Annotated in this window: 12 protein-coding genes; 2 read left to right on the top strand and 10 right to left on the bottom strand. The window is 58.3% G+C overall.

Translation table 11 applies throughout. The features are described from left to right. The first annotated feature begins 29 nt into the window (after positions 1 to 29). Both FQB27_RS08140 and rpoH read left to right on the top strand, forming a co-directional pair. Positions 30 to 1,016, top strand: a complete 987-nt coding sequence (locus FQB27_RS08140) for an RluA family pseudouridine synthase (protein ID WP_169560411.1) — start codon at positions 30 to 32, stop codon at positions 1,014 to 1,016. 110 nt (positions 1,017 to 1,126) lie between these two features. Beyond that, entirely contained in the window at positions 1,127 to 2,005 is an 879-nt protein-coding gene (rpoH, locus tag FQB27_RS08135; RefSeq protein WP_169560410.1) for an RNA polymerase sigma factor RpoH, read from the top strand. A 108-nt stretch (positions 2,006 to 2,113) separates the two neighbouring features. Here rpoH and FQB27_RS08130 read toward each other — a convergent pair whose 3' ends face one another. From FQB27_RS08130 to fahA, 10 genes are all read right to left on the bottom strand, one after another. Further along, a complete protein-coding gene (locus FQB27_RS08130; protein ID WP_169560409.1) occupies positions 2,114 to 2,644 on the bottom strand; it encodes a hypothetical protein in 531 nt (176 codons plus the stop codon). Between the two features lie 4 nt (positions 2,645 to 2,648). Next, the gene (locus FQB27_RS08125; protein WP_169560408.1) at positions 2,649 to 4,700 is read right to left on the bottom strand and encodes a serine/threonine-protein kinase; all 2,052 of its coding nucleotides are present in this window, start codon (positions 4,698 to 4,700) and stop codon (positions 2,649 to 2,651) included. Between the two features lie 213 nt (positions 4,701 to 4,913). Continuing rightward, positions 4,914 to 5,696, bottom strand: a complete 783-nt coding sequence (locus FQB27_RS08120) for an enoyl-CoA hydratase/isomerase family protein (RefSeq protein ID WP_169560407.1) — start codon at positions 5,694 to 5,696, stop codon at positions 4,914 to 4,916. A 56-nt stretch (positions 5,697 to 5,752) separates the two neighbouring features. Then, the gene (locus FQB27_RS08115) at positions 5,753 to 6,958 is read right to left on the bottom strand and encodes a CaiB/BaiF CoA transferase family protein (RefSeq protein ID WP_169560406.1); all 1,206 of its coding nucleotides are present in this window, start codon (positions 6,956 to 6,958) and stop codon (positions 5,753 to 5,755) included. Between the two features lie 98 nt (positions 6,959 to 7,056). Beyond that, complete coding sequence (locus FQB27_RS08110; protein WP_169560405.1) at positions 7,057 to 7,950, bottom strand: HpcH/HpaI aldolase/citrate lyase family protein; 894 nt, start codon at positions 7,948 to 7,950, stop codon at positions 7,057 to 7,059. Continuing rightward, positions 7,947 to 8,420 carry a MaoC family dehydratase gene (locus FQB27_RS08105; RefSeq protein ID WP_169560404.1) on the bottom strand — a complete coding sequence of 158 codons (474 nt, stop codon included), beginning with the start codon at positions 8,418 to 8,420 and terminating at the stop codon, positions 7,947 to 7,949. The genes FQB27_RS08110 and FQB27_RS08105 overlap by 4 nt, the downstream gene beginning before the upstream one ends. Positions 8,421 to 8,468: 48 nt before the next feature. Continuing rightward, a complete protein-coding gene (locus FQB27_RS08100) occupies positions 8,469 to 8,870 on the bottom strand; it encodes a Zn-ribbon domain-containing OB-fold protein (protein WP_169560403.1) in 402 nt (133 codons plus the stop codon). Further along, entirely contained in the window at positions 8,867 to 10,039 is a 1,173-nt protein-coding gene (locus FQB27_RS08095; protein WP_169560402.1) for a thiolase domain-containing protein, read from the bottom strand. Before FQB27_RS08095 ends, FQB27_RS08100 begins: the two co-directional genes overlap by 4 nt. A gap of 165 nt (positions 10,040 to 10,204) precedes the next feature. Further along, on the bottom strand, positions 10,205 to 10,855 hold the full coding sequence (gene maiA, locus FQB27_RS08090) for a maleylacetoacetate isomerase (RefSeq protein ID WP_169560401.1): 651 nt from the start codon (positions 10,853 to 10,855) through the stop codon (positions 10,205 to 10,207). 3 nt (positions 10,856 to 10,858) lie between these two features. Next, positions 10,859 to 12,160 (bottom strand): fumarylacetoacetase, encoded by a 1,302-nt coding sequence (gene fahA, locus FQB27_RS08085; protein WP_169560400.1) that lies wholly within the window; start codon positions 12,158 to 12,160, stop codon positions 10,859 to 10,861. Positions 12,161 to 12,184 lie beyond the last annotated feature (24 nt).

The following is a 12,184-nucleotide window of genomic DNA, read 5'->3' as shown; positions in this document are numbered from 1 at the left end:
TCAGCAGTTAGTTTCGGTAATTAAAGCATATGCCATCACCAGAAGGTACACATCAAGTCGAAGTTTCCCCCGAAGACGTTGGAGAACGCCTCGACCGGTTTCTTGCGGAAAAACTGGGCGGCCTGTCCCGCAACCGGGTCAAGCCCCTTGTCAAGGAAGGGCAGGCGTTTCTGGACGGCGAGGTTATCACCGATCCGTCCCGCCGTGTGCGCGAAGGGGAACTGTACAGCATCACCATCCCCGAAGCGGCTGACCCGATCCCGAAGCCACAGGATATCCCCCTTGATATCGTGTTTGAGGATGAGCACCTGATCGTGGTCAACAAACCGGCCCGCATGGTGGTCCACCCTGCCGCCGGCAACTGGAGCGGAACGCTGGTCAATGCCCTGCTGTATCATTGTGGGGACAGCCTGTCCGGTGTGGGCGGGGTCAAGCGTCCCGGCATTGTCCACCGGATCGACAAGGAAACCAGTGGCCTGATGGTGGTCGCCAAGACCGATCAGGCCCATCAGGGTCTTGCCGCCCTGTTCGAGGCCCATGACATCGAGCGGACCTATCGGGCCATCGTGTGGGGCCGGGTCTATCCGACCAGCGGCCAGATCGAGAAAAATATCGGCCGCGATCCCCATAACCGCAAACGCATGGCCGTCATGGAAAGCAGCGGGAAAACCGCCCTGACCCATTATGAACTGGAAGAGAATTTCGAGGACATCGCCTGTCTGGTACGCTGTAATCTGGAGACGGGCCGCACCCACCAGATTCGGGTCCATATGGCCCATATCGGGCACCCGCTTGTGGGCGATCCCGTCTATACCCGGCCCAAGCTCAGCCGCACGAAATCCCTGCCGGAAGCCCGCCAGAACGTGATCCGCAAGTTCCCCCGTCAGGCTCTGCACGCGCAAACCCTCGGCTTTGTGCATCCTGTCACAGACAAACCCTTGAAATTTGAGGCAGAATTCCCATCTGACTTCAAGAAGTTGCTTGCCGCCTTCCGCGGGAGTAACTCGGCGTCATAATTCAGTCTCAATTTTCCATTTAAATTGAGAGTTGCAAGGGGTCCGGACTTTTACCTGACAGACTTGTGGGTTCTCCCGGACTTGCTAGAAACAAAGAGAGGGTGCTGTAAATGAGCAATACGTCTTTGCCGACAGTAACACCAGAGGGGGGCTTGTCCCGCTATTTGCAGGAAATCCGCAAATTCCCCATGCTGGAGCCGGAAGAGGAATATATGCTGGCGACCGCATGGAAGGACCGTCAGGATTCCGAAGCTGCCCACAAACTGGTCACAAGCCATCTTCGTCTCGTCGCCAAAATCGCCATGGGGTACCGCGGCTATGGTCTTCCCGTCGGGGAACTGATCGCCGAGGGTAACGTTGGTATGATGCAGGCGGTCAAGCGGTTCGAACCTGAAAAAGGGTTCCGCCTGTCCACCTATGCCATGTGGTGGATCCGGGCCTCCATTCAGGAATATATCCTGCGGACCTGGTCACTGGTCAAGATGGGGACAACCGCCGCCCAGAAGAAGCTGTTCTTCAACCTGCGCAAGATCAAGGGCCAGATTCAGGCCATTGACGATGGGGACATGACCCACGAACAGGTGAAGTCCATTTCCGAAAAGCTGGGGGTTTCCGAAACCGAGGTTATCAACATGAACCGCCGCCTGACCGCGCCGGATCACAGCCTGAACTCCCCCATGCGCGCCGACAGCGAAGGCGAATGGATGGACTGGCTGGAAGATGACGCGCCGGATCAGGAAACCGTTTACGCGGAAAATCAGGAACTGAAGAACCGCCGCGCCCTGCTTGCCGGCGCCATGGACAAGCTGAACGACCGGGAACGTCATATCCTGACGGAACGTCGTCTGCGCGATGAACCGCTGACGCTGGAAGAATTGAGCCAGCATTACAACATCAGTCGCGAGCGGGTCCGCCAGATTGAGGTCCGGGCATTCGAGAAACTGCAAAAGGCCGTGAAGGCCAGAGCCATCGAACAGCATATCAACTGATGTCCGGCGCGGCCGTCCCGCGTCCCGGAAACAGAAACGTAAACAGAAACAACAAAAAAGCCCGGTCAGATGCCGGGCTTTTTTTGTGGGTTGGAACAGGCGTCCCGTCTAGATCTCCTCGGCCACCAGATCAGGCTCCTCGCCTGCCTCTTCATCATCCCCGGAAGGGCGTTTCCGACCGGCGCCATATTTGGCATCCTCGATGATCTGGCCGCCCCATTCCTCGATCAGCTTGATACGCCGTTTTTCCAGTCGCTTGATCATGGTCTGGGCCTGCACCTCATAGGCGGCATGCACAAGGATCGGCACCCCCCACAATAGGAAGGCCGCCACCCCGGCCCCGCCAAACATGAGCAACCACATGAACACATCGGTCAGCAGTGAAATGGCATTTTCCAGCGTATGACCCCAGCGCCACAGCATCCCCACCACAGGAATAACCCCCGCCAGATTGAGCGCCAGCATGGCGGCAATGCTGCCCCGCACGCCGCCCGGACGGGCCAGCGCCGCCACCAGGGTCGGCAACATGCCCACCCCAATGATCAACATGGTCGGCGGCGCAAAAACCGAACACAGGCCAGTGAAGACCAGTATGGGAAACAGGCCGTTCCCGGATTTCCTTGTCGCTGTCTTGGACATCACATCACCGTATGAAATACATGTAGGACAGCCCCATGCTGGCAAACAGGACGCTGATGGACAGAACGGAGGCAATCCAGTGACCATATTTCTGGGCCGCCAGTTTTCGGTAATCACTCCCTTTTTCCAGTGCCTCAATCCCGTTATCAACGGCAATGAAGGCCTTGATCGCCTGATCATATTCACTGGCATCCCGAATGATGTGGTTCTTCAGGTCCAGTTCGATCAGGATTTTCTCCAGATTGCCGGAATCCTTGACCCGCTCATATTTCGCCCGGACCAGTTCTCGCCGCATTTCCGAATGGATTTTCTGGATCAGCGGCTCGATCGCCTGCCCGAACCACAGGCTCAACCCGGGGAGCGGCCCCGGCTTCAGAAGGTTCTGCAGGCGGGCAAACAGGTTCAGCAGGGAAATGGTGTAATCAATGCTGCCCTGCGGCAGTGCGGCCAGACGCGAGAAATGCTTCGAGACACTGCGGGTGCGGGCCGCGACAAAGGCCGCAATATGCCTATCAAACGGATTGATTTTTCCATCCATCTGCAGGGCCTTGGTCTCCAGTATCTCCAGCAACTGCCCCACATCCCTGACATAGGCCCCGTCCAGCGACGGACTGAGACAGGATAACGTGGGGTTCAGTTCATACAGGCAGCGTTCCAGGCCAAAGCCCAGATGCTTCCATTTTTCCATATATTCGAAACAATCGGCCGCCGCGCCGATTTTCATCCAGCTGTCTTCCTTCTTCTTTTCCTTGGTCATACGGTTCTGGTCCGTAAACACCACATCGGGAAGAAGGCCGCTTTCCAGCAGTTCGGCAAGGGTGTTTTTCAGCGCTCCGCCCTTGCGAAAGCCATAGGCCAGCAAACTGCCCATCCCCCCGCGGGAAAAGGTAATATCGCGATACCACAGGGCCCCCTGATGATCGAGAATGGCCGCTGCCCGAGAGATCGCCTGAATTTCATTGCGCCGCATTCCCCGCGTCAACCCGGTTGACCTGGTCAGGATTTCGCCAATGCGAACGGCGGCCTCCTTGTCATTGAGGGAGTTGCGAACCCAGCTTTCCAGCTTGCCGTTCTCAAGAATGCTGTAGCCAAGGGACGGACGTTCCGTCAGGGCCTGCGCCAACAGACGGGGCGAGACAAATTCCTGATCATCAAAAGCAATCGGGCCCGGCGCCCGACGGTCGCCGAAACCGGGGCGGGGCCGTTCATAGACCCCATCCCGCCATCGCTTCAGGACCTCAAGATTCCAGCGGCGGGTAATATCGTCGTTCAGCAACCCGGCCAGCAGGAAACCGGCCCGGCTGGAAGCCTGGATTTTCGGGACCAGCACCGCATAGGTGCCCTGCTGCAGCTTGGCCTTGTAAAGGTCCACGGCCTGCCGTCCCTGACCGGGCAACACCCCGCCCAGAAGATGCACAATCAGAACACCCAACGCATACACATCGGCCGCCGGGTTCAATTCCCCGCGTCCATGGGGCATGGCGTTGGCCGATTCCAAAGGCTCATAAACCGCCGGCTGCAAGGACCCTGCCGGGTTTGTAACCGCCTCTCCCAGTACCAGCCCAAGACGGCCCTTTTCGCGTAAGAACAGATTATCAGCGCGGATGCCCCGGTGGGCCAGTCCCCGGCTGTGCAAATCGGTGATGGTATCGATCAGACGCGGGACGATCTTGCCAAGAACCTCCTGCTCGGTCAGCGGGGTGCCTTCCGAAAAGGCCCGCCCATGCAGGGGTTGGTCAAAAACAAACACATACCGATAGTCCGTATCGTCAAACTGAACCACCCCGTGGGCATGCAGTTCAAGGATGCCCGACACACTGCGCGAGGTCATCCGCTGAGCCATTTCATCGCGATACGGTATGGAAGGGTCCACAACAATGGCATACAGACGCGAGACAGGGTCGCGCAGATCCTCCACCTGATAGGCGCGATTCTCGCCGCTATCCATATGCGGGATCGGGCTGGACAGAAAAATCCTGTAGCGGTCCCGCAAGACTTCCCTGGTCCCGCTATCCCGCTTTCGTCCCCAGCTTCCTTTATTTTCAGCAAGTGCCATTATAAGTAGATGACCTAAGAAGAGTAATATCGTCAAAGTGCCAATTCGATGTTAAAATGAGGTTAATTTCCCCCCTCTCATCTCTATAAACCGGACAACTATCCGGCCCGAATGGCCTTCAAAAAATACGATTAATCCTCCCTCTCCCCTCCCAACCGGGGGTTTTTCCCCGATTGGTCCGGCAACGTGCAGAAAAGGTTTCTTGCCCGGATGCTATTCGCCGCGGAAGACGGGGGCTCTTTTCTCCAAGAAAGCGGCAACGCCTTCCCGCGCATCGGGACGATCCCGCATCTCCACCTGCACTTCCAGCTCGCGTCGGAACTGCCTTTCCAGAAGATCCCCCTCTGGCTCATCCACCAGCGCGCGGGTCATCATCAGGGCATGGGTCGGCCCCTTGGCAAGACGGCCCGCCAGTTCCAGCGCCGCGTCCATCAGCCTGTCATCCTCGACGCAATCACTAATCAGGCCGATTTTGAGCGCCTCCTCTGCGGTCAGGGTGTCGTTGGTCATCATCAACTTCAACGCTGCCGACCGCCCGATGGCCTGCGGCAACAGAAGTGTGGACCCCAGATCCGGGACCAGCGCAATGCGGCTGAACACCTGAATGAAGCGGGCGGATTTCGCGGCCATCAGGATATCCCCGGCAAGGGCAAACGAAAAGCCGCCGCCCGCTGCCACACCGTTCACCGCCGTGATCACCGGCACCCGGCAGGTACGGATCGCCTTGAACGCCCCGTAATAGCTGTTCATCACGTCTTCCACCAGATTGGCGGGGTTGGTGCTGCGGCTTCGCAAATCCTGCCCGGAACAGAAACCCCGTCCCGCCCCGGTCAGGACCAGACAGCGCACAGACCGGTCTTCATTGAGGGCGGCAATTGCCTCCTGAACCTCGTCCATCATGTCGAATGTCAGCGCATTCAGCGCCTCTGGCCGGTTCAGCTTCAGGACCGCAACCGCGCCCTCCCGCTCCACGGTGATATTTTCATAGGTTCCCATCTGTCTCTCCCTCTCTGTCTAAACAAAAAATGCCCCGCCAACAGGCGGGGCATCCGTTATTTTTCAAGTCTGGTTGTCTTGGTGGCGCCAACCTCGAACAAGGTCTCGATTTCGGCGTCCGAATATCCGGCTTCCCGCAGGATTTCCGCACTATGTTCCCCAAGATGGGGGGCCAACCTGCGAATGGTTGACGGCGTCTTCGAAAAACGGATCGGCGGGTCTGTCATACGCAAGGTGCCTTCCGTCGGATGGTCCTCCAGACGCCAGAACCCGGAGGCATGAAGCTGTTCATCCTCCAGCAGCATCTCCTTGGTCAGGACCGGCTGCACCGGGATGCCCTTGGTATCAAGATCCCGCTGCCAGTCCGCCGATGTGCGGGTGGCAACGATCTCGCCCAGAAGCTGGTAGATTTCCTCGGAATAGCGGGTCCGGGTGGCCAGATCCACAAAGCGCGGATCATCCTTCATCTCGGGCATTCCGGCCACATCGAAGAAATCCCGCCAGTTGGCATCCGTATAGGGCAGAACGGCAAGATAGCCATCCTTCGTCGCGTAGGGACGCCGCTCCACATTCAGAAGACGCTCATACCCCATCGGGCCCTTGTGCGGCTCGAACGCGGCGCCGTAAAGATGCTCGACCATGACATAGTCCACAAGGGTCTCGAACATGGGAACCTCGATCGACTGGCCGCCGCCGCCCCGCTCCCGGTTCAAAAGCCCGGCAAGAATGGCTGACACCACGTTATAGGCGGTTGTCTTGTCCGCAACGATTGTCGGCACAAAACGCGGTTGGTCCGCGGTGACCGTTTGCAGATCGGCAATACCGCAGGCGGCCTGAATGATATCGTCATAGGCCGGCTTGTCCGCCATGGGTCCGTCTTTACGGAACCCGTAGGTGGCGCAGAAAATAAGGTCGGGATACGCCTCGGCAAACCGTTCGTAGTCCAGCCCCAGCTTCTTGGCGACCTTGGGACGCATGTTATGCAGGAACACATCGGCCGTACCGACAATCTTGAACAGGGCTTCCCGCCCCTCCTCGGTCCGAAGGTCCACAACCACGCTTCGCTTGTTGCGGTTCACCCCCAGATACAGGGACCCCATGCCGTCATTCTGCTTGGGTCCGGAATTGCGGGTGGTATCCCCGCCCGGCGTTTCGACCTTGATGACGTCCGCCCCCATATCCCCCAGCATCTGCGTAGCCCACGGCCCCAGAATCACGGTAGACAAATCCACAATCCGGATTCCGTCCAGACAGCCTGGCATTCCTTTTCTCCTTTGTTTTTGATGTTATTGGCCATGCCCGCATGACGCAAGGCTGCGAAAATGCGGGCATGGCAGTATGGTTTATTGACAGGCCGGGATCAGGACCGGTTGTTGATCTGATCCGCCAGTGCCAGCAGGTTCCGCGCCTGTTTCAGGTGCGGCATGTCCAGCATCATCCCGTCCAGACCGACGGTTCCAAGACCGGGGTTCTGTTCAAAGATATCCACGACCCGCCGGGCATGGCCGATCTCGGCCTCTGTCGGGGTAAAGGCCTCGTTGATCACCTCGGACTGGGCCGGGTGAATGGCAATTTTCCCGAAAAAGCCGGAGCGACGATCCCGCAGGCATTCCTCGCGCAGGCCATCCAGATCGCGGAAGTTGGTATAGACAACCCCAACCGGTTGGATATCCAGCGCCCGCGACGTGGACAGACACAGGGTTCTGGCCAACTGGAACGGATGGTCATATTCGCCGGTGTCGGGATGGCGGTTGTCACTGGCATGCAGGGATGCCGCCAGATCCTCGCCGCCCCATGTCATGGCGACCAAGCGGTCCGTGGTATTTTCGAGGTAGGTATGGAAAGTCAGCAGCGAGGCTGCTGTTTCCGTGGCAACACACAGGATTTTTGTCGACCCCTGAGGCAGGCCTTCGCGTACCTCCAGAATGGACAGGTAATTGTCCAGTTTGTTGACCTCGTCCGAGGAATAAACCTTGGGCAAGACGATCCCGTCCGGCGCCCCCGGCATGACAGCCGCAAGGTCCGGCAGGGACAGCGGACTGTCCAGCGGATTGATCCGAACCCACAACTGCTGACGGCTGCGGTCCGGATTGTCCTGAAGATACTTGCAGGTCAGTTCCCGGGCCACATCCTGACGGTCATCGGATACGGAATCCTCAAGATCCAGAATCAGGGCATCGGCGGCATTCTCGCCGCCTTTTGCCATTTTCTTCTCGCTGTCACCGGGGACGAAAAGCAGGGACCGGATAATCATGCCGGTCTCTTCTTCATCAGGCCGGTGCGGACCACATAGGCAATTTCCTCGTCCCGCTGGTTATAGCCGATATGCTCAAACACAACGATGCCCTCATTGGGGCGGGACTTGCTTTCGCGCATATCCTTGATCCGGGTCACGACGCGAATGGTATCGCCGTGGAATACCGGGTTCTTGAAACGGATATCGGTCATGCCAAGATTGCCAAGGGTGGTCCCGAGTGTGGTATCCGCAACGGTAACGCCAACCAGCAGGCCCAGGGTGAACAGGCTGTTCACAATACGCTGCCCATACATGGTGTCCTTGGAATATTCCTCGTCCAGATGCAGGGGCTGCGGATTGTGGGTCATGGCACAGAACATGATGTTGTCCATTTCCGTGACAGTCCGGGTCAGGGCATGGTGAAACTCCTGCCCGACCTCGAACTCTTCGTAATACAGCCCGGATGGCTTGATCTTGTTTTCTATCATTCTTTCTCTCCCATTTTATTTTTTATTATTAAGTATGATATCTGCGGATCAAGCCGCTGCTACGGGCCGGAAAACAGGAAGCGCCCAGCCCCCCTCGGTTTGCCGGAACTGGACCTCAACCGGTTCCCCAACACGCAGGGCATCGAAATCGCAGTCCACCAGATTGGTCATCATGGTGATCCCTTCTTCCAGTGTCACATAGGCGATGACATAGGGAACTTCGGCGCGCCGCATGACGGAATAGGTGTAAATGGTCCCTTTCCCACTGGCTTCATACCATTCGGTTTCGGTGCTCCAGCAATGGGGGCAGATCGAGCGCGGGTAGAAATGGGTCTTGCCACAGGAGGTACAGCGCTTGAGCACAAGCCTGTTTTCCTTTGCCGCTTCCCAGTAGGCCTGGTTTTCCATATTGACGTCCGGGTCAATGTAGGTTCTTTCCTGCTGGCTCATGCGTCGTTCCTCCCCAAAATTACTGTTGAACTGCCGTGACGGGTTGAAATCTGACCGCCGGTACCATGCGCGAGGGCCAGTGTACAATCCGGCACCTGCACCTTGGGATGAGCCTCGCCGCGAAGCTGGCGAACAGCCTCGATGACCTTGGTCATGCCGCCCCGGTTGTTGGGATGGTTGTTACACAGCCCGCCGCCATCGGTGTTGAACGGCAGCTTGCCAACGCCAGAAATCAGGTTTCCGTCGGCCACGAACTTGCCGCCCTGACCTTTTTCACAGAAGCCCAGATCTTCGAGGGTTTCCAGAACCGTGATGGTAAAGCTGTCATAGATGGACGCATAATCCATATCTGCCGGTGTCAACCCTGCCTCGGCAAAGGCGATGGGACCGGATTTGGCTGCCCCTGTATGGGTCAGGTCAAAATTGCCGGAATTCAGGTGCTTGATGGCCTCGCCGTGCCCCAGAACCTTGACGCAGCGATCGCCAAGGGACTTGGCAATTTCCGGCGCGACAATGACAAGGGCCCCGCCGCCGTCACTGATCACGCAGCAATCCAGACGGTGCAGCGGATCGGCGATCATGGGTGAATTCACCACGTCATCAACCGTCACCACATCGCGCAGAACCGCAAGTTCGTTATGCTGGGCATGATGGGATGCGGCAACCTTGATCCAGGCCAGCTGCTCGCTGGTGGTGCCATATTCGTACATGTGGCGCATGGCGGCCATGGCATAAAGGTTGGTCACTGCCGGACCGTAGGGAATTTCAAACCCGCGTTCCGGCAACTCGCCGCCGTGGTCGCGGGCGCCAAGCGTGGCCAAACCTTCGGCACGCGGACGGCCTGCCAGTGTGACCAGTGCCACCTTGCATTTTCCGGCAGCAATGGCCTGAACGGCATGTCCAACATGGACAACATAGGAAGACCCGCCGGTTTCCGTACAATCCGTATGGGTGAGGTCCAGCCCCATATATTCCGCCATGGACATACCGCCCAGACCGGGAACCACACTGTCACAGAAATATCCGTCGACATCTGCCATGGTCAGTCCGGCATCCTTCAGGGCGCCAAGGGAAACTTCCGCAATAATCTGGGGAACGGTTTTATCCACGGCCTTGCGTGTGGGGTGTTCATACACGCCCGCAATATAGGCCTTACAACTTCGGCTCATGATATATTTCAACCCTCTTTCTTGTTTTTTGTTGGTCTAACTTGGCATGCTCGGGAACATGCCCTTTGGTTGGGGTTGGCCGGATTGTGGCAGAAAAGGCCCCCTGTCCGCAAGACAGTTTGTACCTAAATACACACCTTGCACGAAAATGCGAATTTTCGAATACTAGTCTTCGCAATCGGGTTGCTGTTCAGGACGCGCCAGGTCAAACGCCGGCAGACCAAGGCAGGCCTGCTCAATCCGGCAGATTTCCGGGTATGGCGTCATGTCGATGTGGAACCGGCGGGCATTATAAACCTGCGGAACAAGGCAACAATCGGCGAATGTGGGCTGGTCGCCATGACAGAACTGCCCCGTTTCGGAAGCGCCCAAAGTGATTTCCAGCGCATTGAAGCCTTCGGTGATCCAGTGGGCATACCACCTGTTGCGGGCCGTCTCGTCCGAATCAAGGGCATTTTTCATGTAGCGGAGAACCCGCAGGTTATCGAGCGGATGAATATCGCAGGCGATGGCCGCCGCAATGGCCCGCACCCGTGCCCGCCCGGCAAGGTCTTCCGGCAGCAGGGGCGGATCGGGGTAGGCTTCTTCCAGATATTCCAGAATGGCAAGGGATTGCGTCAAGGGCACGCCATCGGCCACAAGGGTCGGCACCAGCTTTTGGGGGTTGAGGTGGGCATAGTCAGCCTTTAGCTGCTCCCCCCCGTCACGGAGCAAATGCACCCCCTGATGTTTCCATCCCAGTCCCTTCAGGTTCAAGGCGATCCGCACCCGGTAGGATGCACTGGATCGCCAATACCCGAAAAGACGAAGGGACATGACCTATCCCCCTGCCGGATGCGGGACCGGGGGCAGGATGGTCCCCTCCGCCTCGCCGAAGCCGATACGATAGCCATCCCCCTGACACCAACCGGTTAGGGTCAGGCTGTCGCCATCCTCGATAAAGGTGCGTGTCTGGCCCTCCGGCAAGGTCAGTGGATCGCGGCCATTCCAGGTCAGTTCCAGCAAACTGCCCCATGAAGCGGGGGTTGGCCCGCTGATGGTCCCGGACCCCAGAAGGTCGCCGGGCCGCATGGCACAGCCGCTTGACGCGTGATGGGCCAGTTGTTGGGGGCTGGACCAGTACATATAGCGGAAATTGGTCTCGCAAATTGCGGCGGGGCTGGCCGCGCCTGCGGGCTGAAGCGTCACTTTCAGGTTCAGATCATAGTTATTGGCCGCTGTCTGCTGCAAATAAGGCAGCGGGACAGGGTCCTGAGACGGTCCGGAAACCCGGAACGGCTCCAGCGCCTCGGCGGTGACAACCCATGGCGATATGGTGGTGGCGAAGGCCTTGGCCTGAAACGGGCCAAGGGGCTGATATTCCCACACCTGAATATCCCGGGCGCTCCAGTCATTCAGGAGGACATAGCCGAAAATCATCTCGCGGGCCTGCTCTACCGTCACCGGCTGTCCCAGTGGATTGCCGGTGCCGACAAGGGCCCCCATTTCCAGTTCCATATCCAGCTTGCCGCTGGGCCGGAACGACGGGGCCGCCTGATCGGGGGCCTTGACCTGACCACACGGGCGGTGAATGTCGGTGCCGCTGACCACCACCGTACTGGCCCGCCCGTTATAGCCGATTGGAATATGCAGCCAGTTGGGCATCAACGCATTTTCCGGGTCCCGGAACATGGTCCCCACATTGGTGGCATGTTCCCGCGACGCATAGAAATCCGTAAAGTCCCCCACCTGCACCGGCATATGCAGGGTCACATCGGACAGGGGGACCAATGCCCCGGCCCGCAAGGCACTGTCATCGCGAAGGCGGCTGTTCTCCTTTTCAAGAAGGGCGCTGATGGTGGCCCGCGTGTCCGACCAGACCGCCGCCCCCAGCCCCATGAACCCGTTCAGGACCGGCGCCGAAAAACAGCCTTCCGATTGGGGCAACAGGCCCGCCTTTTCAAGAACGGACAAATCCAGCACATGGTCCCCGATCGCCACACCGATGCGGGGGGCGGGATTTGCCGCCGTTGAAAAAGCCCCGTAAGGCAGGTTCTGGATGGGAAACGGGCATTCCGGCCCATTGGCGCTTTTCACCCAGCTTTTCAGGGACGGATCTTGTGTTTTGTAATATGTGGTCATTCCGTTATCCAAGTTCTCCGTTTA

This window comes from Sneathiella chinensis (assembly GCF_012720115.1).
Taxonomy (GTDB): domain Bacteria; phylum Pseudomonadota; class Alphaproteobacteria; order Sneathiellales; family Sneathiellaceae; genus Sneathiella; species Sneathiella chinensis.
This window is presented reverse-complemented; position numbering and strand designations above follow the sequence as displayed.

Coding starts and splice junctions, on each gene's coding strand:
- FQB27_RS08100 (WP_169560403.1), bottom strand. CDS start 8,870: ATGAGCCAGCAGGAAAGAACCTACATTGACCCGGACGTCAATATGGAA.
- FQB27_RS08095 (WP_169560402.1), bottom strand. CDS start 10,039: ATGAGCCGAAGTTGTAAGGCCTATATTGCGGGCGTGTATGAACACCCC.
- FQB27_RS08120 (WP_169560407.1), bottom strand. CDS start 5,696: ATGGGAACCTATGAAAATATCACCGTGGAGCGGGAGGGCGCGGTTGCG.
- maiA (WP_169560401.1), bottom strand. CDS start 10,855: ATGTCCCTTCGTCTTTTCGGGTATTGGCGATCCAGTGCATCCTACCGG.
- FQB27_RS08115 (WP_169560406.1), bottom strand. CDS start 6,958: ATGCCAGGCTGTCTGGACGGAATCCGGATTGTGGATTTGTCTACCGTG.
- FQB27_RS08105 (WP_169560404.1), bottom strand. CDS start 8,420: ATGATAGAAAACAAGATCAAGCCATCCGGGCTGTATTACGAAGAGTTC.
- fahA (WP_169560400.1), bottom strand. CDS start 12,160: ATGACCACATATTACAAAACACAAGATCCGTCCCTGAAAAGCTGGGTG.
- FQB27_RS08130 (WP_169560409.1), bottom strand. CDS start 2,644: ATGTCCAAGACAGCGACAAGGAAATCCGGGAACGGCCTGTTTCCCATA.
- FQB27_RS08140 (WP_169560411.1), top strand. CDS start 30: ATGCCATCACCAGAAGGTACACATCAAGTCGAAGTTTCCCCCGAAGAC.
- FQB27_RS08125 (WP_169560408.1), bottom strand. CDS start 4,700: ATGGCACTTGCTGAAAATAAAGGAAGCTGGGGACGAAAGCGGGATAGC.
- rpoH (WP_169560410.1), top strand. CDS start 1,127: ATGAGCAATACGTCTTTGCCGACAGTAACACCAGAGGGGGGCTTGTCC.
- FQB27_RS08110 (WP_169560405.1), bottom strand. CDS start 7,950: ATGATTATCCGGTCCCTGCTTTTCGTCCCCGGTGACAGCGAGAAGAAA.